The sequence below is a fragment of the Halodesulfovibrio marinisediminis DSM 17456 genome (assembly GCF_900129975.1).
Classification (GTDB): Bacteria; Desulfobacterota; Desulfovibrionia; order Desulfovibrionales; family Desulfovibrionaceae; genus Halodesulfovibrio; species Halodesulfovibrio marinisediminis.
On sequence record NZ_FSRG01000003.1, the window covers coordinates 585,521 to 609,541 of the forward strand.

The 24,021-nt window shown below is 45.1% G+C and carries 23 protein-coding genes and 1 riboswitch; of the genes, 16 read left to right on the top strand and 7 right to left on the bottom strand.

Annotated elements, in window-relative coordinates:
- The first annotated feature begins 30 nt into the window (after nt 1-30).
- The 16 genes from BUR09_RS02850 (at nt 31) to ribB (ending at nt 16,915) form a co-directional block, all read left to right on the top strand.
- Nucleotides 31-855 (top strand): hypothetical protein, encoded by an 825-nt coding sequence (locus BUR09_RS02850; protein ID WP_074215427.1) that lies wholly within the window; start codon nt 31-33, stop codon nt 853-855.
- A 27-nt stretch (nt 856-882) separates the two neighbouring features.
- A complete protein-coding gene (gene fusA, locus BUR09_RS02855) occupies nt 883-2,922 on the top strand; it encodes an elongation factor G (protein WP_074215428.1) in 2,040 nt (679 codons plus the stop codon).
- Nucleotides 2,923-2,945: 23 nt separating this feature from the next.
- Nucleotides 2,946-3,467 carry a DUF2062 domain-containing protein gene (locus tag BUR09_RS02860; RefSeq protein ID WP_074215429.1) on the top strand — a complete coding sequence of 174 codons (522 nt, stop codon included), beginning with the start codon at nt 2,946-2,948 and terminating at the stop codon, nt 3,465-3,467.
- Nucleotides 3,445-4,239, top strand: a complete 795-nt coding sequence (gene otsB / locus BUR09_RS02865; RefSeq protein ID WP_074215430.1) for a trehalose-phosphatase — start codon at nt 3,445-3,447, stop codon at nt 4,237-4,239. The genes BUR09_RS02860 and otsB overlap by 23 nt, the downstream gene beginning before the upstream one ends.
- 132 nt (nt 4,240-4,371) lie before the next feature.
- Nucleotides 4,372-5,802 (top strand): alpha,alpha-trehalose-phosphate synthase (UDP-forming), encoded by a 1,431-nt coding sequence (locus BUR09_RS02870; protein WP_074215431.1) that lies wholly within the window; start codon nt 4,372-4,374, stop codon nt 5,800-5,802.
- A gap of 23 nt (nt 5,803-5,825) precedes the next feature.
- The gene (gene rsmA / locus BUR09_RS02875) at nt 5,826-6,644 is read left to right on the top strand and encodes a 16S rRNA (adenine(1518)-N(6)/adenine(1519)-N(6))-dimethyltransferase RsmA (RefSeq protein WP_074215432.1); all 819 of its coding nucleotides are present in this window, start codon (nt 5,826-5,828) and stop codon (nt 6,642-6,644) included.
- Nucleotides 6,645-6,817: 173 nt separating this feature from the next.
- Nucleotides 6,818-7,090, top strand: coding sequence for an HU family DNA-binding protein (locus BUR09_RS02880; RefSeq protein ID WP_066852705.1), 273 nt, complete (start codon nt 6,818-6,820; stop codon nt 7,088-7,090).
- Between the two features lie 15 nt (nt 7,091-7,105).
- Nucleotides 7,106-7,285: a hypothetical protein gene (locus BUR09_RS02885; RefSeq protein WP_074215433.1), complete on the top strand. Its 180-nt coding sequence runs from the start codon at nt 7,106-7,108 to the stop codon at nt 7,283-7,285.
- A 158-nt stretch (nt 7,286-7,443) separates the two neighbouring features.
- Nucleotides 7,444-7,647 carry a 30S ribosomal protein S21 gene (gene rpsU / locus BUR09_RS02890; protein ID WP_074215434.1) on the top strand — a complete coding sequence of 68 codons (204 nt, stop codon included), beginning with the start codon at nt 7,444-7,446 and terminating at the stop codon, nt 7,645-7,647.
- 107 nt (nt 7,648-7,754) lie between these two features.
- Nucleotides 7,755-8,198, top strand: a complete 444-nt coding sequence (locus BUR09_RS02895; protein WP_074215435.1) for a GatB/YqeY domain-containing protein — start codon at nt 7,755-7,757, stop codon at nt 8,196-8,198.
- Between the two features lie 5 nt (nt 8,199-8,203).
- Nucleotides 8,204-10,504, top strand: a complete 2,301-nt coding sequence (locus BUR09_RS02900; RefSeq protein WP_074215436.1) for an endonuclease MutS2 — start codon at nt 8,204-8,206, stop codon at nt 10,502-10,504.
- Nucleotides 10,505-10,539: 35 nt separating this feature from the next.
- Entirely contained in the window at nt 10,540-12,324 is a 1,785-nt protein-coding gene (gene dnaG, locus BUR09_RS02905; protein WP_074215437.1) for a DNA primase, read from the top strand.
- Nucleotides 12,311-14,083 (top strand): RNA polymerase sigma factor RpoD, encoded by a 1,773-nt coding sequence (gene rpoD, locus BUR09_RS02910; RefSeq protein ID WP_074215438.1) that lies wholly within the window; start codon nt 12,311-12,313, stop codon nt 14,081-14,083. Before dnaG ends, rpoD begins: the two co-directional genes overlap by 14 nt.
- 57 nt (nt 14,084-14,140) lie before the next feature.
- The gene (locus tag BUR09_RS02915; RefSeq protein WP_074215439.1) at nt 14,141-14,803 is read left to right on the top strand and encodes a thermonuclease family protein; all 663 of its coding nucleotides are present in this window, start codon (nt 14,141-14,143) and stop codon (nt 14,801-14,803) included.
- A 68-nt stretch (nt 14,804-14,871) separates the two neighbouring features.
- Nucleotides 14,872-15,951: a GGDEF domain-containing protein gene (locus BUR09_RS02920; protein ID WP_084539303.1), complete on the top strand. Its 1,080-nt coding sequence runs from the start codon at nt 14,872-14,874 to the stop codon at nt 15,949-15,951.
- Nucleotides 15,952-16,023: 72 nt separating this feature from the next.
- Nucleotides 16,024-16,165: riboswitch (FMN riboswitch) on the top strand.
- A 105-nt stretch (nt 16,166-16,270) separates the two neighbouring features.
- Nucleotides 16,271-16,915: a 3,4-dihydroxy-2-butanone-4-phosphate synthase gene (gene ribB, locus BUR09_RS02925; RefSeq protein WP_074215440.1), complete on the top strand. Its 645-nt coding sequence runs from the start codon at nt 16,271-16,273 to the stop codon at nt 16,913-16,915.
- A 298-nt stretch (nt 16,916-17,213) separates the two neighbouring features.
- On the opposite strand, the gene cimA is transcribed toward ribB, so the two are convergent.
- From cimA to BUR09_RS02960, 7 genes are read right to left on the bottom strand one after another with little or no spacing between them, the layout of a single operon-like run.
- The gene (gene cimA / locus BUR09_RS02930; RefSeq protein ID WP_074215441.1) at nt 17,214-18,836 is read right to left on the bottom strand and encodes a citramalate synthase; all 1,623 of its coding nucleotides are present in this window, start codon (nt 18,834-18,836) and stop codon (nt 17,214-17,216) included.
- 18 nt (nt 18,837-18,854) lie between these two features.
- Nucleotides 18,855-20,069: an aspartate kinase gene (locus BUR09_RS02935; RefSeq protein WP_074215442.1), complete on the bottom strand. Its 1,215-nt coding sequence runs from the start codon at nt 20,067-20,069 to the stop codon at nt 18,855-18,857.
- A gap of 58 nt (nt 20,070-20,127) precedes the next feature.
- Nucleotides 20,128-20,619, bottom strand: a complete 492-nt coding sequence (gene tsaE / locus BUR09_RS02940) for a tRNA (adenosine(37)-N6)-threonylcarbamoyltransferase complex ATPase subunit type 1 TsaE (protein ID WP_074215443.1) — start codon at nt 20,617-20,619, stop codon at nt 20,128-20,130.
- A 6-nt stretch (nt 20,620-20,625) separates the two neighbouring features.
- Nucleotides 20,626-21,093 (bottom strand): CBS domain-containing protein, encoded by a 468-nt coding sequence (locus BUR09_RS02945; RefSeq protein WP_074215444.1) that lies wholly within the window; start codon nt 21,091-21,093, stop codon nt 20,626-20,628.
- Nucleotides 21,072-22,637, bottom strand: a complete 1,566-nt coding sequence (locus BUR09_RS02950; RefSeq protein ID WP_074215445.1) for a bifunctional ADP-dependent NAD(P)H-hydrate dehydratase/NAD(P)H-hydrate epimerase — start codon at nt 22,635-22,637, stop codon at nt 21,072-21,074. The genes BUR09_RS02945 and BUR09_RS02950 overlap by 22 nt, the downstream gene beginning before the upstream one ends.
- 26 nt (nt 22,638-22,663) lie before the next feature.
- Complete coding sequence (locus BUR09_RS02955; protein ID WP_074215446.1) at nt 22,664-23,038, bottom strand: holo-[acyl-carrier-protein] synthase; 375 nt, start codon at nt 23,036-23,038, stop codon at nt 22,664-22,666.
- A gap of 23 nt (nt 23,039-23,061) precedes the next feature.
- Entirely contained in the window at nt 23,062-23,787 is a 726-nt protein-coding gene (locus BUR09_RS02960; RefSeq protein ID WP_074215447.1) for a pyridoxine 5'-phosphate synthase, read from the bottom strand.
- Nucleotides 23,788-24,021: the final 234 nt, after the last annotated feature.

Below are 24,021 nucleotides of genomic sequence, written 5' to 3' on the forward strand. Positions count from 1 at the left end.
TACACTTGAATATAGGTGTATGGAGTTTATATGTTTGAAAATAGCTTTTTTCCTGAATGGTTAGATGCGTTCGTTGTTGAGGATGAACGCTTTGGAGCAGCATATGATGCTGTACCGGATAATCGTCGTGCATGGTTGAAAACAACGATTGCGCGATTACATGTGCTGTACGGAACTCCTCAAGTGATGTGGGGAAGGCAGGAGAACCACTGGCGTCAGGGGCATATTTCTGTTGCTGAAACTCGTCCTGTTGATTGGGCAGTTGTGGTGGTGGATTCTTCCTATGCGTCCGGTGTTCGTCTTCTTGCGGCTGCCATGATGCCTTTGTTAAGCGGTGTAGAAGATATTTTAGTTATGTTTTCCGGTGAAAAACCGGTTGCGGCGGAGTGTCTTGCTGCTCTCGAACTGGCAGGGATAGAGATGGCTGTACAGCTTGATGCCGACAATACATCTGCATTTATGACGGAAATTTCCAGTGCAGGAACCAGTGGCAGAGTGCTTGCTTTAGGAAATGTCGCAAGGCAAGCAGTGCATAACGTTGGTGTTCTTGGTAACGGACTTTCAGCTTGGTTCGAGCCACAGTATTCGAGTCTGGGAGTTCTTGCAGGTGGTTCATTTGATAGAGACTTGCTTGCATGGGCGCATCCTGATTTGAATATTGTTGAGGTTGCGGAGGATGATCTTGGCTCATTATCTTCACTTGCAGCTGTTTGTTGCGAAGCGGATGTGGTGGATGCAGTAGCGGATACAGTTCCTGTTTCTCTGGGAGCAGGGCAGGAAGGCTGTTGGATCTGGCCGGATTTATTACCGCAATGGTTTATGCATCGTCGTTTTTCTCTTCTTTCCGAAGTGTAACATCTCATTTGAGTGAAGGTGAATTCAATGAGCAAGGGCGCTACTTCGTATCTGAACAGCTTGAGAAATATTGGTATTATTGCACACATTGATGCTGGCAAGACTACGCTTACTGAACGAATTCTGTATTACACTGATAAAATCTACCGTATGGGTGAAGTGCATGAAGGCACCGCAACCATGGACTTTATGCCGGAGGAGCAGGAGCGTGGTATTACGATTGCTTCTGCATGTACATCATGTGAGTGGGATGATGGCGTAATCAATATCATCGATACCCCCGGTCATGTGGATTTTACTATTGAGGTTGAACGTTCCTTACGCGTGCTTGACGGTGCCGTTGGTGTTTTTTGTGCCGTTGGTGGTGTTGAGCCGCAGTCTGAAACCGTGTGGCGTCAGTCTGAGAAATTTAACGTTCCTAAGATTGCTTTGATCAACAAGATGGATAGACTGGGCGCTGATTTCAAAGCAGTACTTAAGTCTATGCGTGAGCGTTTGAATGCAACTCCTGTGATGCTTGTTGTACCGCTTGGCGAGGGTGATGAATTTTATGCTCTTGCAGATGTGTTGACGCTGGAACGTCTGGACTTTGATCAGGAATCAGAAGGTCGAGAATACACTCGCACACCCCTTGCAGGTGATGAGTTGGCCTTTGCTGAAGAGTGGCGGGAAAAGGTTCTTGAAATAGTTGCCGACAGAGATGATGAGATTATGGAATTGTATCTTGCAGGCGAGGAAATTCCAATTGATCAAATCAAAGAATGTATCCGCAAGGCGACACTTGATTTGTCGATTACTCCAGTCTTTTGCGGCTCAGCCTTAAAAAATGTTGGCGTGCAGTGTGTTTTAGATGGTGTGTTCGACTATTTGCCAAACCCGCTTAATGTTCCTGCACCTAACGTTATCAGAAAAAATACAAGTGAAGCGGAAGAATTGGTGGTTTCACCTGAGAGTCCGTTAGGTGCTTTAGCTTTTAAAGTGTACATGGATGATGGACGGAAAATGGTGCTGGCCCGTGTATATTCCGGCACATTGCGTTCTGGCGATTCCGTGCAGAATATTACACAGGGTAAAAAGGAAAAACCGGCACGCCTGTATCGATTGCATGCAAGTCATCGAGAGCAGGTTGATGAAGCTCGCGCAGGTGAGATTGTAGCTTTAGCAGGGATGAAGTTTGCCAAAACTGGTGATTCTCTTGCAACAGAAGCGAATCCATACCTGCTTGAAAATATTACAGGGTACCGACCTGTCATATCTCGAGCTCTTGAGCCTGCAAACTCCGAAGAAGCTGACAAGCTTGATGAGGTGTTGGAGAAACTGCTTCTTGAAGACCCCACTTTGCAATATGAGCAAAATCCTGAAACTGGGCAGCGTGTCATTTCTGGTATGGGGGAACTTCATCTGGAAGTTGTAGTGGATCGTCTCCGTCGTGAGTACCATGTTGCACCACGTGTGGGTAATCCGCAGGTTGTGTATCAGGAAACAATCACCGGCATTGGTTCTGCGTTCGAAGAATTTGATCGCGAACTAGGGGATAAACGTCATTATGGTTATGCAAGCCTGACTGTTTCTCCACGTGAGCGTGATTCTGGGAATGTTGTGCGTTTTGGGTTTGATACTTCCCAATGGCCTGAGGCATGGCTTGAAGCTGTAGAGCAGGGGGTTAAGGACGGCTTGCAATGCGGAGTAATTAAGGGGTATCCTGTGCAGGATGTGGAAGTTGTCATTACAGATATCAAACGTAATGAACACTCATCTGAGCCTGGATATCGGATGGCCGCAGGCATGGCCCTTAAGGCTGCCTTGGGAAGTGCAGCTCCTGAGCTGCTTGAACCGATTATGGATGTAGAGATTTCTGTTCCTGACGAGAATGTCGGGGATGCTATCAGTTTGCTTGGCGCAAAGGGCGCAAAAGTTGAAAATCTTTTTGACCGTGCAGGACTTAAAATGGTGCAGGCATTAGCTCCAATGTGCAGTCTTTTTGGTTTCTCAACGGATTTGCGCTCTGCAACACAGGGGCGCGCTGGGTTGGTAATTCAATTTTTACGATTTGATACCTTGTCGTAGAAATTAGAAACGAGGAGTTTTTGGTGCGGTTCTGGGACTCTTTTAAACGTGCTATACGTTATAACTACTTGCGCGTAATGCGCTTGAAGGTTTCAATACATTCTGTTGCATTGGGTATGGCTGTCGGTGTGTTTACGGGCTGTTTGCCTGTACTTCCATTTCAAACTGTTGTGGCTCTTACGCTTGCCTTTATATTACGATGCAGCAAGGTTGCAGCGGCAGCAGGAACATGGGTTTCCAACCCGTTGAACTGGGTGCCTTTTTATACTGCATGTTTTATTATCGGAAACTGGCTCATTCCTATTGATGTAACTTTTGACCCTCATCATATGGAGTTGAAAGAGTTAGTTGAGCAAGGGTGGGGTATTGTCGTTGTTATGATGACCGGTGGACTGGTTATGGCAATTCCATGTTCTGTACTGTCATACTTTATTACGTTCAGAGCCGTTACCCGTTTTCGTAAACGCCGCATGATACGCCTTATAAATCAGTATAAGCGTAGGCATGGAGAGCAAAGCACTCATGATAAAACTTTGGACAGCTGAAGAACAAGCTGGTTTTGGGCAAAAACTGGCTGCCTGTCGTAGGGCTGTTCTCTTTTTTGACTATGATGGTACATTGGCACCGATAGTCCCTGATAGAGATAATGCGCTTCCTTTTCCAGGGGTCCGCGAAGCTTTTGAACGACTTTTAGCCATCAAGCACTGCCGTACTGTGCTTGTAAGTGGGCGCAGGGTAATGGAGATTCAGCCATTGCTGCAAAGTCGGTTGCCGTTTGAGGCTTGGGGTTCTCATGGTTGCGAACGTCTGCGAGTAAATGGTCAACTTGATACTATTTCGATTTCAGATGCTGCACAGGAAGGCCTGCAGCTTGCAGCAGCGAAAATATCGGGTCTGCTGGGTGAACAAGCTATTGAGCGAAAGCCGAACTGTGTTGCAGCGCATGTGAGCAACATTAATGCAGAGCTTATGCCGCAGTATCTTATGGAAATAGAAGAATTGTGGGAGCCTGTTGCGGAAGAGTTCGGTTTAGAACTTCTGGACTTTCATGAAGGAATGGAAATGCGTGTTCCGGGAATTAATAAATCCCGTGTTGTTACTTCTGTTCTTTCGGAAGAGCCAAAAGATGCTGTAACTGCTTATCTAGGCGACGATATTACAGATGAAGATGCCTTCCGTGTTTTGGATGAACAAAGTCATACTATCTTAATAGGACGGGAAAAGCGTCCTTCTGCGGCACAATGGTTGTTACCTATGCAACCGGATGGTAGGCATATTATTGATTTTTTGCATGCAACTGCATCTGCTCTTTTGTAGCAACTGTAATATTTTGCCCCGAACTGTATTTTACAGTTCGGGGCTTTTCTTTTGCCTTTTCTGTTAACTCTCATTGTTTCGTTTCGGCAAACTGGTAATCTACTATGCTTGAAGTACAGTAAAGGAGTTCTCATGCCTAACGGGTTAGAAGACGACCAAGGCCTCATAGTAGTTTCTAATAGATTACCAGTATCATTGGAGTGTTCCGGTGGAACATGCCATTCTTCTCCAGTCTCCGGTGGGTTAGTCACTGCACTATCTCCAGTGCTGAGAGAGAATAATGGTACTTGGATTGGATGGGCGGGGGCGCCTGATGTGGAAGGTGTTGAATCGGCATTGCGGTTATTTTCTGAAGAAACAGGGTACAACCTTCTTCAGGTTGGTTTGACGGCAGAACAGATTCAGGATTTTTACTTTGGCTTCACTAACCAGATTCTTTGGCCCCTATTCCATGCATCACAGTTTGAGTGCAATTTTAATCCTGATTATTGGCGAACTTATTTGGATGTAAATGCGCTGTTTGCTTTTCGCACTATAGAGAGTGGCGAAGCCGATGACTATATCTGGGTGCATGATTATCATTTGATGCATGTGGCTAAGTACATGCGTGAAGCTGGAGACTGTAGGCGTACAGGTTTTTTCCTTCATATACCGTTTCCATCAGTTGATTGTTTTAAACGTCTACCGTGGCGCACCGAGCTTTTGCAGGCGCTTCTTGAGTACGATCAAATTGGTTTTCAGACTTTACATGACAGGCGTAATTTTCTTCAGGCTATTTCCTCCTTGGTGCCGAATGTGCGGGTATTCGGTCGCGGGCAGGTTGTGTATGCCACTGTCGGTTCCCGTACCGTTAAAGTCGGTACTTTTCCTATAAGTATTGATTACAAGAAGTTTAATGAGACGGCCCGTTCTTCTGTTGTCCGTAAGCATTCTCAACAGGTGCATAAGGCGTTGCCGTATCCGAAGATAATTCTGGGTGTAGATCGTCTTGATTATACAAAAGGAATTCCAAAGCGCCTTATGGCAATGCACAGGCTGTTAACAATGTATCCGGAATTGCAAGGTAATGTGAGCTTGCTTCAGGTTGTTGTGCCGAGTCGAGCAACGATTCCAATGTATGCACGGTTGAAAAAAGAAATAGAATGTATGGTAGGGCAGATTAACGGTGAGTTTTCTGTTCCGGGGTATGTTCCGATTCATTACCAGTACCGAAATTTGACGTTTGATGAACTGCTTGCGTATTACCGCGCAAGCAGTGTGGCTCTTGTTACTCCGCTTCGAGACGGTATGAACCTTGTTGCAAAGGAATATTGTGCCGCTAATGTTGAGCGAAACGGTGTGCTAGTGCTTAGTGAGTTTGCTGGTGCCGCGGCGCAGCTTCGAAATGGGGCTATACTGGTTAATCCTTTTGATGTAGAAGGTGTTGCCTCTGCTATTCATCAGGCATATACGATGGATAAAAAAGAGCGCTTGAAACGGATGGATAGGATGCGGGAATCAATCCGCAAAAACGACATTTATAAATGGGTGGATAGCTTTTTTGCTTCTGCTTTAGCAAAGTAGTCCGCCTGTCTGGATATACACACATGGCATTGGATATTAAGCAAGGACCTCGCGCAAAAAAGAGTCTCGGACAGAACTTTTTGCAGGATAAAAATACGGCTAACCGTATTGTAGATGCACTTCATATAGAACCGGAAGATTATGTTATTGAAATTGGTCCCGGTCCCGGTGCGTTGACTCACCTTATTCATGAACGCAAGCCCGCATGGTTCACTATTCTTGAAAAAGATAACCACTGGGCGCACGAACATAAGCGCCAGCCTCCTGCAGGGGACCCTGAATTGCAGGTTGTGCTTACTGATGCCTTGCTGTTTCCGTGGGAGAATTTGACTTCTGAAAAGCCATGGAAAGTTATTGGCAATCTTCCATACAATGTTGCGTCTCCCCTTATGTGGGATATTTTGAGCAAGGCAAGCGGGCTGCAGCGTGCTGTTTTTATGATTCAGAAAGAGGTGGGGGACAGGATTATTGCTGCTCCATCTTCTAAACAGTATGGTGCGCTGTCTGTTTGGTTGCAAAGTTTTTGTAAACCTAGGCGTGAGTTTATAGTGCCTCCGGGAGTATTCATTCCTCGTCCTAAGGTGGATTCTGCAGTGCTGAGTTTTGTGCCGACTCCTGCCGAAGAACGTGATTTTGACCCTAACGCACTTTCATGGTTACTAAAGGTCACTTTTCAACAGCGTCGAAAGCAATTGCAGAAAATTCTAAAAGGTTGCGTTGCCTCCGGTGCTGAAGAAGCACTTGAAAAGGCTGGCGTGCAAGGAACTGCAAGGCCTGAGACGCTTACCACCCGTCAGTTCCAAGTATTGGCTGATGCGTTGAAAAGTTGTCCAAAAAAGTAGGAAACCCCTATTTTCAAGGGTCTAAGGGTGTATAAACCGTTGCATATGCTGCATGCATCTGGTATCGACTAACAAGTTTGGGCTTATATCTCAAATAACAGTAATAATTTTTGTAGCTAGAGTGTGTGCGCTTTGGCGAAATTTATTGCAACCCCAGAGAGGAGGACGTGGCCGTGACCAAGGCGGAACTCGTAGAACGAATTGCTGAGAAAGCAAATCTTACTAAAGCAAATGCTGAACGTTCTTTGAACGCATTTCTTGAATCAGTTCAGGAAGTTCTTGTAGCTGAAGGCAAGCTGACTTTGACAGGTTTTGGTACATTCGTTGTTGAAGAGCGTAAAGAACGCTTGGGACGCAACCCGCAGAGCGGTGAGCCAATTATCATTCCAGAAACTAAAGTAGTTAAATTCCGCCCGGGAAAACTGCTTAAAGAAGCTGTTAAGTAAGAGCAGGAGGCCTTTATGCTGCACGGTGAGACTCTGCATAGTGCGTTGCCTCAGGATATCCCTTGGTGGATGCCTGACCATTTTGTATTCTTCGGAGCATTCTACGCTGTTCTGTTCGTAATCCTTGGTGGATTGGGGTACGTAATTCTGAAGTCCGTTCTTCATGCTCGTCATGAGAAGGGGCACAGTCACTAATTTTGTTTGTTAAAAAAAGCCTACTGTTCGCAGTAGGCTTTTTTTTATTGTAAGATGTAAAAAAAAACTTGCAAAAAGTTTGATCAGGCTTTAAATTACGCTCTTGCCTTGGGCGTGTTTTCGCTTGGGGTATTATGTAAAGAAGGTGGTGATATTTCATGCCAGGCGTATATCTCGAAGATGGTGATTACAACTTTGACATCGCGCTTCGACGCTTTAAAAAGCAGGTAGAAAAGGCAGGCATTCTTTCAGAAATGAAAAAACGTCAGCATTTCGAAAAACCTAGCGTAATGCGTAAGAAGAAGAAAGCAGCTGCCCGTAAACGTCTTCTTAAGAAGATGAGAAAGATGAACCAGTACTAGTACTGCGTTTACCGCTACGGCGGGTGCATCTTATAGATGCTTCTTGGCGGGGGTTCGTTATCGGATCCCCGCATTATTCTATGCAAAATTTACATAAGAGTGACAGCATGAGCCTTATTCAGCAGATCGATAAAGATTACATTACTGCCTACAAAGCCAAGGAGCAAGTTGCACTTGGTGTACTGCGTCATTTGAAAACTGCTGCTAAAAATATGCAGATTGACCTCAAGCGTGAACTTACTGATGAGGAAATGCTTGATGTTGTAATGAAGCAGGCAAAACAGCGTCAGGACTCTATTGAGCAGTTCCGTGCTGCAAACCGTGAAGACCTTGTTGCAACAGAAGCTGCAGAGCTTGAAGTTTTGCAGACTTATCTGCCAAGTCAGCTTTCTGATGAAGAACTTGAAGAACTTGTTACCAAAACCATAGCTGAAACTGGTGCTGCCGGTATGCAGGATATGGGTAAAGTAATGAACGCTATTATGGCAGAATATAAAGGTCGTGTAGACGGTAAAAAACTGAGCGCATCTGTTCGCGCAAAGCTCGCATAAGTTCTATGGAACAGCGTACCATACACAATTTAGAGTTCCGTAAGGTGCTTGAGCGCCTTGCGGACTTTGCTGTTTCGGAGGCAGGCGCGAATGCGTGCTTGTCTATTTCTCCCGTGCCTAATCGTGAAGATGCGCAAAAAGAGGCGCAGCTGTTTAGACAAGGGCAGGAATGGGCCCGAACTGTCACTGTTAAACTCTCTTCTTTTCCTGATCTTGCAGGAATGTTCCGCTTTCTTGATAAGCCGAATGCTGTTTTGGATCTTGATGATCTGTGGGCACTGCGGCAGGTGCTCGTACAGGCACGTGATCTGCGGGCTTCTATTCGTGTAAGTACAGAAGATTCCCCTTGGCCGCTCCTGCTGGCTATGGTGGACAAATTTCCTTGGCCGGAACAGTGTGCTTCTGGTCTTTCCCGTTGTGTTGGGGATGATGGTCTTATCCGTGATAACAGTTCGCCTGAACTTTTGTTGGTTCGTCAGGAGATTCGAAGAATTCACCAGACATGTACCCGCAAAGTAAAAGACTTTGTTAATTCTCACGGCATCCTTCAATATCTTCAGGATGAATTTATTACACTTGCGAATGATCGCTATGTGCTCCCGCTTAAGAGTAACTTTAAGGGAAGAGTACAGGGGATTATTCATGATTATTCCCAGACTGGTGAGACATGCTACTTCGAGCCAATGTTCCTCGTTGATCTTAACAACGAACTTGCTGATTTGAAAAAGCAGGAGCGTGAAGAAGAGCATAAGGTTCTTGAGTTTCTTACAGGTCTTGTCCGTGCTAATTTTGGTGCGTTACATGGCGTGTACGACCTTATGGTGCATGTTGATGTTTTGCTCGCAAAGTGTACTTTGGCTTCCAAATTCAATGGCGTAGCTTTGGATTTTTGCGACGAATGCAATCTGCACCTTGTTGATGCACTGCATCCGTTGCTTGCATTGGCTGATGGTGGCGCGTTGCCTGTTACACTTGAGCTGCAGAAAGATCAGTTCGCTCTTCTTATCAGTGGTGGTAACGCAGGCGGTAAGACAGTATGTCTTAAAACCATCGGGCTTATTGCACTTATGGCAATGAGTGGGTTGCCTGTTCCTGTGAAAGAGGGCAGCTCTATTCCGTTCTGGAAAAATATTTTTGCCTTTATCGGTGACGAACAAAGTCTGGAAGAAAACGTATCTACATTTACTGCTCAGATTAAAAATTTGAGTGCTATCTGGGGTACAGCGGACGACAGTACTCTTGTTATCCTTGATGAATTTGGCGCAGGTACTGACCCTGCACAGGGGGCTGCGCTTGCACAGGCTGTTATTGATGAATTGCTTGATCGCGGAGCATATGTTTGTGCAGCGACACACTTCCCAGCGTTAAAGGCATACGCGCTTTCAAACGATAAGGTTCGTGCAGCGTCTGTGCTGTTTGATCCAAATACGAAGAAACCGTTATATCGTCTTGCATATGATCAGGTCGGTGCATCTCAGGCGCTTGATGTGGCGCGTGAGCATGGCATGCCGGACTATGTATTACGTCGTGCTGAGCAGTATTTGCTTATGGATGGTGAGGATACATCGGCACTTATTGATCGACTGAACACGTTAGCTGTTGAGCGTGAACGCGAAGTTGCCAAGCTTGATTCTGAGCGTCAGCGTTTTGAAGAACGTCGTAAAAAGATGAATGTGCGTTACGAGCGTGAGCGTGATAAACTGTTTGGCGATATTCAGAAAGAAGCGCAGAATGTGCTTAAGGATCTGAAAACTCAGAAGGTTACGCATAAGCAGGCTCTGAAAGAGTTGGCAAAAACTCGTCAAAAACTTGCTGAATCTACTAAGCCTGAACAGCCGAAAGTAGAGGCACTAGTTCCGCAAGAAATTAAACCTGGTCAGACATTAAAATATAATCCTTGGAAAAAATCAGGGGTTGTTGAAGAAATTGATGATAAACGTGGAAAGGTCAAAATTAATCTTTCTGGCGTTGCTATGTGGGTTAATTTACAAGATGTTGCCTTTGCTGAAGAGGAAAGTAAACTTGTTCAGCCTACTCGCACGACAGTAAAAGCAGAGCGCAAGGTTTCTTTTAGGCTTGACTTACGCGGAAAGCGTGCTGATTTAGCTATAAGTGAACTTGAGTCCTTCATCGATAGAGCTCTTTTGAGCAATATTGAAGAGCTTGAAGTTGTGCACGGAAAGGGCACAGGCGCATTGCGCCGAGAGATCCATTCGTATCTCAAAAATGCCCCTGCTGTTGCTTCATTCCGTCTTGCCCCTGCTGATCTAGGTGGTGACGGGATGACCATTGTTGAATTGCGATAATGTCTTCTGGGTATCGTAACGATTCTGGATCAGTCATGACAAATAGCGGTTTTTCTGCTGTAAAAGAAATTAAGGCTCGTCTGAATATTGCTGACGTTGCACGGCGTTACATGGAGTTACGTCATGCTGGTGGCAGGTGGATGGGACTTTGTCCTTTTCATCAGGAAAAAACACCATCATTTTCTATCAATGAAGAAGAAGGGTTTTACTACTGTTTTGGATGTCAGGCTGCGGGCGATGTCATTGATTTCTATTGCAAGGTTAATGGATTAGAATTTCGAGATGGACTTCAGCAACTTGCAGAAGAAACCGGAGTTCAACTCACTGAGTATAAAGCAGACCCGCGTGCGAAAGAGGAACGGGATTTTAGAAAGCAGTGTTATACTATGTATGACATTGCAAAAAATCACTTTCGTCAAAATCTTTCTAAGCATGATGCGCGTGAATGCAGAACATATATTAAAGGGCGTAAATTAACGCCCGAGATTGTAGAAAGCTTTGAGCTGGGTTGGGCTCCTGATTCGTGGCAATCCCTTTCTGATGCACTGGTTGCAAGGGGAATGACACAAAAACAGGCAGCCGAGGCTGGCCTTTTGTCACGTAATGACCGTGGTCGTATGTATGATCGCTTTCGTGGCAGACTTATCTTCCCGATTAAGAATCTTTCCGGTCAAGTTATCGCTTTTGGTGGTAGAATCATTGGAAAAAGTGATCAAGCGAAGTATATAAACAGTAGCGATTCTGCGATCTATAAAAAAGGTGAGCATCTCTACGGACTTTTTCAGGCTCGCAGGGCTATATCTGCGGCCAAAAGTGCCTTTTTAACAGAAGGGTACATGGATGTACTAACACTGCATCAATTTGGTTTTGAAAACTCCTGTGGAGTGCTCGGTACAGCACTGACACCGGATCAGGTTAAGCGGCTTGGTGGTTTTTGTTCCTCTGTCGACCTTATTTTTGATGGAGACGAGGCAGGGCGCAAGGCTGCTTTGAAAAGCTGTGAGATGATCCTGACCAAGGGGATGAAGTGTCGGGTTGTCCTTTTGCCGGATGGCGAAGACATAGACAGCTTTTTACATGAGCGTGGTGTAGAGGCGTTTCAAGAGCTGCTTGCACAGTCGCCGGATGGACTTTCGTATTGTACCGCAACGGTTAGCATGTATGCACCGCGCGATGTAATGGATTGGACTACCCGCTTCCTCAGCAGCATGGAAAAACCTGAACTGTGTTCATTTTATGTGTCCCGAATTGCGTCGGGGCTTGGGCTGGATGAAACAGAATTACGTCAGCTTGTAGCGCCAAAAAGAAACGTCCAGACTCGATCTGGTACCTCTTTTCCGCAACGTGGGGCTCGTAACAAGTCCGACGGTTGGAAAAGAAATCAGGACGCTCAGGGGACGGCCCCTCGTCCTGTTTTAGCTGCTTCATTGGAAGAGCGTGTGTTGCAGTTTATTGTGCGTTATCCACACCATGTTTTCTCTTTGGAACAATATGGTGGGATGGAGCTCTTGCAGTCCGCATGGGCTGAGTCGCTCTGGAATAAAATTTCTGCTTACGGCAACGATGCCGCTGAGTACCTTGAAGGTAAAGAAAAAGTATTTTGGATTAAGCACCGTGTAGTCGACACGGTTGCAATGCAAAAAGAACAAGAAGAATTGAACGACGTCTGTATGTTCCTGGAAAGAACTCGCCGCCAACAGCAAGGGCAATCCCTAGTCGCCGCAATGCGGCATATTACAGAGGGGGGCGAACAGGATGCAGAAATGGATTTTCTTCTGGCCTTAAAAGAATCCTTGGGGAGGTCCAATGGGGAATATTAAGGACATCCAGCAAATTAAGTCCTTGATTGCGAAGGGCAAAGTCAACGGGTTCCTGACTTTCGATGAGGTTAACAAAGCATTACCGGCTGAAGTAAATACTCCCGAACAGGTTGAAGAAATCATCGGGATTTTTGATCAGTTGAATATTGCTATTGTTGACACCAACAAAGACAAAGATGACGTTCCCGTTGCCGCTGCTGAAAGTGACGATGACCTGCCTTCTGAAGACGTTATTGACTTTAGCGAGGAAGAAGAAACTACAGACTATGCATCACGCAGCACTGACCCAGTGCGTATGTATCTGCGCGAAATGGGCGCAGTACCGTTACTTGATCGTGATGGCGAAGTAGTTATCGCTAAAAAGATCGAAATTGGTGAGCAGGATGTATTATACGCGCTTGTAGAAGTGCCTGTGGCTGTTGAAGAACTCGTTAGCGTTGGTGAAGATCTTAAAGAAAACCGCGTTAAGCTGAAGGACGTTGTTAAGACCATCGAGGAAGATGATCCTAGCGAAGACGAACTTAACCAGCGAGAGCGTGTAATTAAGCTTCTGGACGAGATTCGCAACATCTACAAAAAGAAAAGAAAGATTTACGACAAGCTTGATGACTGCTGCACTCTTGATCGTAGAGTGTACGGTTTGCAGAAAGAGATCATTCAGTTCAAAGAAGATGTTGTTGTGCGTCTTCGTGACATTAAACTGGAAAAGACTCTTATTGACCGTGTTATCGAGACTGTTGAAGATTACGTTCGACAGATGCATAACTGTCAGCGTGACCTTTCCGCTTATATTCTTTCTACCGGTAAAACTCAGTCAGAGATTCAGGTACTGTTTAAGCAGCTTGATGATCGTGAAGTGAACCCGGTAGTAGCAGCGGATGAGCTTGGTCTTACTGTTGATGAATTGTTCTCCTTTAAGGAGATGATTCTTGGTAAGATTGAGATCTTAGAACGTCTGCAGGAAAAATGTTGTCATAACGTTACTGACCTTGAAGAAGTTCTTTGGCGTATTAAACATGGTAACACTGCAGCAATGCGTGCAAAGCAGGAACTTATTCGTTCTAACCTACGCCTTGTTGTAAGTATTGCGAAAAAATACACTAACCGCGGCTTGCAGTTCCTTGATCTTATTCAGGAAGGTAACATAGGCCTTATGAAGGCTGTTGATAAGTTCGAGTACCAGCGTGGTTACAAGTTCTCTACCTATGCAACCTGGTGGATTCGTCAGGCTATTACCCGTGCTATTGCGGATCAGGCCCGTACAATTCGTATCCCAGTGCATATGATTGAGACAATTAACAAGTTGATCAGAACTTCTCGTTACCTTGTTCAGGAGCTCGGACGTGATCCGACACCTGAAGAGATCGCAGAACGTATGGACTACCCGATCGATAAGGTTAAGAAAGTTCTCAAGATTGCAAAAGAGCCTATCTCTCTTGAAACTCCAATTGGCGATGAAGAAGATTCAAGCCTTGGTGATTTTATTGAAGATAAAAAGGCAGTTGCTCCAGCAGAAGAAGTGGTTAACACTAAACTTGGCGAGCAGATTGCGGGTGTTCTTGCAGACCTTACTCCTCGTGAGGAGCAGGTATTGCGTAAGCGTTTTGGTATCGGTGAAAAATCCGACCATACTCTTGAAGAGGTTGGTAAATTGTTTAACGTTACTCGTGAACGTATTCGACAGATCGAAGCAAAAGCGCTTCGTAAATTACGCCATCCGGTTCGAAGTCAGACGCTTAAGTCCTACTACGAAAACTAGAAAAAAGGCGGCTTCATTAGAAGCCGCCTTTTTTTTTGAGATGTTTCAGGAGATGTCATGGTGAAAAAAGGAATATATTTTGTAATTTTTTACACTTTACTATTTATAACCTTACCTGCTTTTGCCGATACTGCATATGTTGTAAAAACCATCATCGATGGCGATACTATAATTCTTGAAAACGGAAAGAGAGTGCGGATAGCATATGTTGACACTCCAGAACTTGAACATAAAAAAAGAAAGCGACAATACTTTTCAATTAACGCTAAAAATTTTATAGCAAAGGCTGTCTTAGGACGTAAGATTACTTTGCAACAAATCGTTTCTATTGATCGATATAAAAGAACTGTTGCAATTGTCACATTGCCTGATGGGCGTGATCTAGGTACGTTACTAATTCGGAATGGTATGGGCTTTGTGTATCCTCATGGGACAAAGCATAGTTCATATACAAATAAGCTTGCACAGATACAGAGAGAAGCCATAAATGCAAAAGCAGGAATGTGGAATAACGTAACTGCTTATTTTAAACGTGCTGGAAATGTTGTTGGTAATAGACGCAGTAAGCGTTTTTTTACGCTTAAATGTAAATTTTCAAAAGAAATTTCAAAGAAGAATAGGGTATTGTTTAAGTCTGCTACCGATGCATTTTATAATGGATATGCGCCAGCACGAGTTTGTAAGCTGTGGCCGGAAGATACTGATATTTTTGTTGAATAACAGTACGCATAGAGTACGTCATTTTCATTTTGAAAAATATTGCAGAACCGTATTTGTAGGGGGGCGATGTGCATTCTGATAACCCTTCAAAAAAAATCTGTCGTTTCGAAGTAGGTCATAAATATTGTGATCTGTTTGAACGTCTAGGTGTACCACGCGATGATCGTTGGCGTTCATTGCTTTCATGTTTACGTAGTACGCAGAAGTACTCGTATTATTCTCAAGAGCAAAAGAAGCAAGTTGCGGATTTGCTAATAAAGACGCTAGAGGATGCGGATTTCTCAGAGGAAAGATATTGTTCCGTTTTGAGAGAATATCAGGCTATTCTGGCGAGTTCTTATGCAAAACGATTAGAGGAAGCGCTACAAGAATCTGCTGATCTGGCTGATGATTTCCGCCGAAGCGTTTATCACCATAAGGGCGCTGTTGAAGGTTTGGAAGAGAAAAGCGTGGCAGCAGTTCGTAGTGGAGCAGATCCTGAGGATATTGTTGCTCAACTCAGAGATACTTTTCAGGAAGTTATTTCTGTACTGAAAGAGGATGCTGAGCGTCTTGACCATATCTGCAAAACAGACGGTTTAACAGGGCTGTTCAACCGTCGTGCCTTTGATGAAAACCTTAAGGAAGGGGTGAAGGCGTGGGAAAGTGATAAAAAGCCTTTGTGCCTGCTCTTGCTCGATGTTGATAATTTGAAGGAATTTAACGATCGATTTGGTCATCGTATAGGTGATCAGGCACTGCAAACGTTTTCGCAAATCATGCAGGCAGTTGCACACAGAAGCCATGATGATGACGATATTTGCTGTTGTCGATTTGGTGGTGATGAGTTTGCAATATTATTGTTTGGAGATGCGGTAACTGATGTTGTTGAAATTGCACAGGCTATTCGCTCTCGGCTGGAAACTTATGATTTTGTGATTCGGGATAATCAAGGGCGCATCATTAAACGTAATGTTCAAATGACAGTGTCCTGTGGTTTTGCATATGCACACGATTTTTCATTTGATAATTTGGGTGCACGGATACTCGATGCTGCTGATTCGGCGCTTTATGAAGCTAAAGATCTTGGCCGAAACAGAGTTGTAGAATATTCAAGAAAAGATGATAGTTGCAAATTCACCGTGCTCAGCGGTGGAGATGTCGCATAAAAAATATTGTTAAAATGGTTCCGGTTATGTTGACACAACGACTGGAACCATATAGCCATCTTGTTAACGCGAATTTATTCTCAGGGCAGGGTGTAATTCCCTACCGGCGGTGATCCTCTTTAGGAAAGCCCGCGAGCGCTTCGTTGTACGAAGGACAGCAGATCTGGTGTAACTCCAGAGCCGACGGTAATAGTCCGGATGAAAGAGAGTAAATGCAGCCTGCATTTCTTTTTGGCAGCGTGGTTATGCTGCTCTATTCTTTTGCACTGCTTTTTACTTGCCCTGATTCTTGCGATTCTTAATTATCATGGAGAATTCAATGAATCAGTCATTACTTGATCAGTTTGGTACCCCAGAAGAACGTGTAGAACGAGCTCTCACTGCTTTGCAGCAGGGATTCGGTGTAATTGTTACTGACGATGAAGATCGTGAAAACGAAGGTGATATGATCTTTTCTTCAGAGCATCTCACCCCAGAACAGATGGCGTTGCTTATTCGTGAATGTAGCGGCATTGTATGCCTTTGCATGACTGATGAAAAAGTTAAGCAGCTTGATTTACCTATGATGGTTGATGAAAACCATAGCCAGTATCAGACAGCATTCACTGTATCTATTGAAGCTGCAGAGGGTGTAACAACTGGTGTTTCTGCTGCTGACCGTGTTCGCACTGTTAAAGCTGCTTCATGCGGCAATGCAAGTTCTTCAGATATTAACAGTCCAGGTCATGTATTCCCGCTTCGTGCGTGTGAGGGTGGCGTTCTTGAACGTCGCGGTCATACTGAAGCAACTGTAGATCTTATGCGCCTTTCCGGTCTTGGAACATGTGGTGTACTATGTGAAGTAACAAATCCAGATGGTACCATGGCACGTATGCCGGAGCTTGTTGAAATCTCTAAAAAATATGAGATGCCAATGCTTACCATTGAAGATTTGGTAGCTTACAGAACACAAAAGAATATCTAGGGTGCAGCGCTAGTTCCTATTACACAACGATAAAGACCGGACATTGTCCGGTCTTTTTTTTGGTTTAAAAGCTTGAGGGCAAGTTTATTTACTCAGTGCTGATGAAGGTGGGGTGAAGAAACTTTCTCGTAGTAACATGTTTGGCTCAAGTTATTGGGTTCCAATTGCATGTTGCGAAAGTTGTATTGGGGTGTAAATGTGGATGGAATAACTAGCCGCTTAAATTTAATTAGTTTGTTGAAGAACAAAAAAAGGCTGTCCCCGTATGGAGACAGCCTTTATCTGTTATACGCAATGCTTATGAGTTCTCAGTTTGAGCACGTTGTTCGAATTCATCCTTGTAGAGCTTGTAGGTAATAGAATCAGCTACCGCCTGCCAGCTTGCTTCGATAATGTTGTAAGACACACCTACAGTTACCCAGCGTGACAGATGGTCACCAGATTCAACAAGAACACGTACAAATGACGCTGTACCACCGCCTTCCGGTGATTCTGCTGTCATGACTCGTACTTTAAAGTCGAGCAGCTTCATTTCGGAGAGCCGTGGGTAGAAGTTGCAAAGCGCTTTACGCAATGCGTTATCCAAGGAGTTAACAGGACCACGGCCAGTTGCGGCTGTGTGCTCTGTAATTCCTTCAACTTCTACTATTACAGAAGCTTCAGATATAGGGTCCTTATCCTGCGCTTCTTTAAGCTCCAGTACGCGGAATTGGTTAAGTTTAAAGAACTCTCTGACTCCACGTCGACCGAGCTTTTTAAGCAGGAGCAGTTCCACAGAAGCTTCTGCAGCAGCATAGTCGTAGCCCATGCTGGAACGTTTTTTCAATTCATTGAGCAAACCTTTGACAACCGGCTCGTTTTTATCCAGATGGAATCCGAATTTTTTAGCCAGATTAACAATGTTAGCTCGTCCGGCAAGTTCTGAGAGCAGTACTCGCTGTCTGTTGCCGACAATTTCTGGATCAATGTGTTCGTACAATGCTGAGTTTCGGTTAACCGCACTTGCGTGAACACCACCTTTATGCGCAAACGCCGATCTGCCTACAAACGGCTGACGGTCGAATGGCATTACGTTGGCCACGTCTGTTACAAATGCTGATGTGCTTGTTAACAGTGCCAACTTATCTCTACCAATGGTTGTGTATTCGTCGTTGAATTTCAACTCAAGGGTAGGGATGATAGAGCAGAGGTTCGCATTACCGCATCGTTCACCGATGCCGTTAATGGTTCCCTGAATATGGGAAGCGCCTGCTTGTATCGCAGCAATTGAGTTAGCCACTGCTAATTCACAGTCATTGTGAGCATGAATACCAAGCTGTGCACCTGGCAGAGCCTTGGTTACATTTTCTACAATTTTGTATACTTCATACGGCAGAGTGCCGCCATTTGTGTCACAGAGACTGAGTGTTTGTGCACCGGCGTCATGAGCTGCTTTAATGGCTGCTAAGGCATATTCCTGATTCGTTTTGAAACCGTCGAAAAAGTGTTCGGCATCAAACACGACATCAGCTCCCATAGAGCGAAGGAACGCAACAGAGTCATGAATAATCTTCAGATTTTTTTCCAGCGGAATTCGCAACGCTTCGGTGGCGTGAATATCCCACGTCTTTCCGAAAATTGTACACACATCTGCCCCTGAACTAAGTAGGTTACGTAGGTTGGGGTCATTTTCCGCGGTAAAGCCCGGGTGATGGGTACTCCCGAAAGCAGCAATTTTGGAATGCTTTAGAGAGATGTGTTTAATTTCACTAAAGAACGCCATATCCACAGGGTTAGACCCTGGCCAGCCGCCTTCAATAAAATCTATACCAAGGTCGTCAAGCTTGAGAGCAATCTTAAGCTTGTCGTCATTGGTAAGACTTATGTCTTCTGATTGAGTTCCATCACGCAAACTTGTGTCGTAGATCTGAATTTTTTTCATGGCCCTTTTAACTCTTATTTATTCTTTGCCGAGCCCGAAGGCATCGTGCAGTGTTCTTACTGCGAGCTCCGTGTACTTCTCCTCGATAAGGCAGGTAATTTTAATTTCAGAGGTGCTAATCATGAGAATGTTAATATTTTCCCTACGCAGAGCATCAAAAGCCTGTGCAGCAACGCCGGAGTGGTTACGCATACCAACACCGATTGCAGACACTTTACAAACATGTAAATCGTGCAGGACTTCTGCCGCGTTTGTCTTTTTCTGAATGTCCTTCATCAACTCAAGAGTTTTCTCAAGATCGCCGCGTGGAACAGTAAATGTCATGTCTGTTTTACCGTTACGGCTTGGGTTCTGGACAATCATATCAACAACAACTCCGCCCTCTGCAAGCGGACCAAACAAGTTGGAAGCGATACCTGGCACGTCCGGAACATCGCGCAGTGTAACGCGCGCCTGATCCTTGTCATATGCGATACCTGAAACTAAAACGGCTTCCATGCGTGAATCCTCCTGAGTTACTAACGTGCCTGGGGCGTCTGAAAATGTTGAACGAACAAGTACTGGTACTTTATATTTTTTAGCAAACTCTACAGAACGAATCTGTAAGACCTTAGCGCCCATGGAGGCCATTTCTAGCATTTCATCATAGGATACACGGTCCATTTTACGAGCATTGCTCACGATATTCGGATCGGTGGTGTATACACCGTCTACGTCTGTGTAGATTTCACATTCACAGCCGAGTGCAGCGGCAAATGCTACAGCGGACGTATCTGAACCGCCGCGGCCGAGAGTTGTTACGCGGGATTCTTCTGTGCAGCCCTGGAAGCCTGCAACTGCAAGAACATCATGTTGTTCAAGCAGGCCTAAAAGTTTGTCCTGATTAATTCCGAGAATACGTGCATTGCCGTGTGCATTGTCTGTGCACACAGGTACCTGATACCCAAGCAGGGAACGAGCGTTCACCCCAGCGTCGTTCATCAGCATCGAAAAGAGTGCTACAGACACTTGTTCTCCAGTGGAGACGAGAACATCAATTTCCGCCGGGTCAGGGGAGTTGGACCATTCTTTAGCTAGTCCTAAAAGGCGGTTGGTTTCTCCTGACATTGCAGAAAGAACAACCACTACTTTGAATCCCTTGGCACGAGCGGCAAGAACTTTTTCACGTACTTTTTTCATGCACTCTAAGTTGGCAACCGAAGTTCCACCGAACTTCTGAACCAGAATACGCATACTGATTCCTTTGTCGTTAGAAAGAGAATGAGAAGGGTAGAGCGAATCTACTTAATAATTATGGTGCTACTTGCATCGAGGTCACAAGTGGTTTTAATGCCTCGATTACACGGGTAGCTCCTGCCCCTTTTACCAAAATGTTAATTTGTCGTCCTTCTTCGCATGGAACCCAAGTGAATTGCAACCATTCATTCGGGTATTCCTGCTCAGGAAGGTGTTCAGCCCACTCAATGAGCATGAGCGTCTGCTGTTCGTCTATGAGCTCATGAAAGGACTCATCGACACTTCCGCCGGCAAGCCTGTATAGGTCATAATGGGCGGTTTCCGGGGTGGTCGGGTAAAGGTTATATACATTAAAACTTGGGCTACTTACCTCAGCTTCATCTCCACCCGGAAGGTGTTGAACGAGCGATCGGATTAGGGTTGTTTTACCAGAGCCAAGTGTTCCCTTGAACAATAAAGTTTGCACAGGGTCCGTAGATACGAGAGCCTGTGCAATATATTTTCCCAGAAGTTCTGTTTCTTCTGTGTTTTTCAAATAAAGAAGCACAGTTAATTACTCTTTTGGTTCTTCCTTAGGAAGGAGGGTGCGTAAAATATCTTCTTTTCCGACTATCCCTACCAATTTGCCATTTTTGACAACTGGCAGGGAGTGGTACTTGTTATCCACCATAAGCGTGGCAATTTCGTCAATAGGCGTTTCTTCTGTTACAGACGTTGGAGCTGGCGTCATAGCCTCTGCTACCTTGCTTGCAGATATTTTCCTCATCTCTTTATCCATATCAGAACTGGAGCGAAGAGGAATAATGCCATCCAAAACTGTGAACAGTGAAGGAAGGTTAAGGCGCTTGTGCTGGTTAATAAGGTCGCTTTGGCAAATGATGCCGACCAGCGTGCCATCAGATTCCACTACTGGTAATCCGTTGTACCTTTTTTCAACCATAACTCGTGCTACGGATACAATATCATCATTAGGGGCAACGGTCAGTGGATTCTCTGTCATCAGGTCGTAGGCTGTGAGCATAAGTTCTTCCTTATGGCTTTTGGCAAAGCATGAGCGATTTCTTGTGGAAGATTCCCTCGGTGCGGGAAGTCATTTTCAAGAAACTCTCCAGCAAGCCCGTGTTCATAGACTCCAAGGCAGGCAGCTTCCCGTACAGGAACTCCCTGGGCAAGGTGAGTTCCTATGATGCCGGACAGTACATCTCCTGAGCCTGCCACCGCAAGGGTCGGGGTGCAGAAAGGAGAAATAACAGTCGGTCTTCCTTGTTGTGCAATACAACTTGCTGCCCCTTTCAAAACGACTACACCGTTAAAGGTGTCGTTAAGAATTGTTGCAGCAGTGAGTCTGTCTGCCTGAATTTCACTAATTGTTTTTCGGCTGAGTCTTGCCATTTCACCCGGATGAGGGGTGAGAATGTCACTGTCAGACAGTGATTGTATAAGATTTTCATCTTTAGCAAGATGATAGAGAGCATCAGCATCAAACACAGTAGGTGGTCGATGTCTCGTAATCAGCTTACGTAAAAAATTAGCTGCCTCTTTAGAGCGTCCCATTCCTGGGCCGATGATAAGACTGTCCGAATTTTGTATTTCCTGAATAAGTACCTCTGGAACATGAATAGGCCATTCATTAGATATTCCGAGTTCCAGGGTTAGAATTCCAGACTGTCCTGCCTTAATTTCCTGAGTTAATAATGCAGGGGATGCAACTGTAGCGTATCCTGCACCGGAGCGCATTGCCCCTAGCGCTGACAAGTGTGGTGCACCAGTAAGCCCCTTTGAGCCACCAATGATCAACACCTTACCTGCGGAGCCTTTATGCATTGCCTCCGATTGCGGTTTGCGTAATCTGAGTACATCATCCGTCATTCCGTAATAAGACGCAGAGTGTGTATCTTGCACCTGTGTAGGAATTCCAATGGAGCGTGTGTACAGATCGCCAATCCACTGTCGGGCTTCCGGCATAACTAAGCCGCATTTAGCTGCTTCAAACGTTACTGTGGCATTAGCTCGTACAGCAACAGGGTCAACAGTGCCGAGCGTGCCGTTGAGTCCGGACGGAATGTCCAGTGCAAAGACAAAGGCTTTTTGTCCAAGTCTGTTGATGTGCTCAATAAGGCTCTTTTTATCAGAAGACAAAGTGCCTCGCAGACCAGTACCAAGCAGGCCATCGATAATAATGTCCGGTTGCTCAGCGGACAACAAGCGTGAAGCATTCTTAGATGTAAGCAAAGCATACGGGGTACCAATAGTTCTTGCTAACTTAAAGTGATAGCCAGAGGTTTTATTGTATGCCCGTACAGGTTTTGTGTGGAGAAGAAGAACTTCAGCACCGAGATTATGCAGGTGTCTGGCAGTAGCGGCAGCATCGCCGCCGTTATTTCCGCTTCCCATAAAAGCAAGTACACGTTTGCCTGTCACAGAACCCGTCAGCTCGAGAAGCACATGAAGTGCTTCTCGGCTGGCGTTTTCCATCAGAATTTCTTCACGGATACCAAAGGTTGTAATTGCCTGAGTATCCCAGCTGTTCATCTCTGCCGGAGTAGGCAGGGGAATGTATGCCATTGAGCCTCCGCAAAATGCGATGGTGATTATAATGACTCGAGAATGACCACAGCAGAAGCTGTATCTCTGCCATGCGTTAAGCTGACATGGTAGCGTGTTGCAGATAAAGCATCTGCAAATTCTGCTGCTTTATTATGTAGAACCAGAACGGGTTTGCCGGAAGGTTCAGATTGTATTTCAATATCCTGAAACTGAATGCCTTGTGTAAATCCTGTCCCGAGCGCTTTTACTGCAGCTTCCTTTGCAGCAAACCGTGCTGCAATATAGGCTACAGGGTGCTTAGGCAGGGAAGCTTGTTCATTCGGATGCAGGATGCGTGAAGTGAACCGGTCGCCATGTCGTTCAAACGATTTCTGGATGCGATCCAGTTCCGTAGTGTCAATGCCAAGTCCGACAATCACCTAAAGCCCCACAGTATCGTATGTTATTCAGCAAAAGTGCTGATGATGTCGTTCATTTCACGTACAGCGCGATCCATGCCAACAAGAACAGCACGGGAAACGATGGAATGACCAATAGAGTACTCGGAGATACCTGGAACATTCTCAAATTCGTATACGTTGGTGTAGTTAAGGCCGTGACCAAGGTTTACCTTAAGGCCAAGACGCTTAGCGTATGCTACGCCTTTGATGATCTTGTCGCGTTCAAGATGCATTTTTTCCGGAGTTTTTGCGTCTGCAAAATGACCGGTGTGAATTTCGATGTATTCAACACCGCAAGCAAGAGCAGCATCAATCTGCTTTTCGCTTGCTTCGATGAACAGGCTGGATTTAATGCCTGCTGCATGAATTGGTGCTAAGTACTCACGGAAAAAGTCTTCACGCCCTGCTACTACGAGACCACCTTCAGTTGTAAGCTCTTCGCGTTTTTCCGGTACAAGACAAACCATGTATGGATTGATGCGAAGTGCGATTTCCTTCATTTCTTCTGTTGCCGCCATTTCAAAATGGAAGCGGGTGTTCAGGCATTGTGACACTAATTCGATATCACGATCCTGAACGTGGCGACGGTCTTCGCGAAGATGCATAATAATGCCGCGTGCACCGGCAAGTTCTGCAAGATGTGCAGCAGTTACCGGTTCTGGCTCTTTACCTAAACGTTGTTGCCTAAGAGTTGCAACGTGATCAACATTAACGACTAAAACGGGCATATCTTCTCCTCATATAAGTAAACCCATATGTATCTAATCACTTTATATAAAGTTGTAAGCAATGAAAACATAGTTTTTGCAGACTCTATGGATTTTATACACTCTTTTACAATAAAGTTCATGCATAAAGTGTAACGAACTTGTGTGTAAGGTTTGAAAGGCTTCCCATAGGCTTTTTCTGTTTGCAAAGCGAATAGTTAGAAAGTGGGCGTTTGCTATTCACTTCGGGGCCAG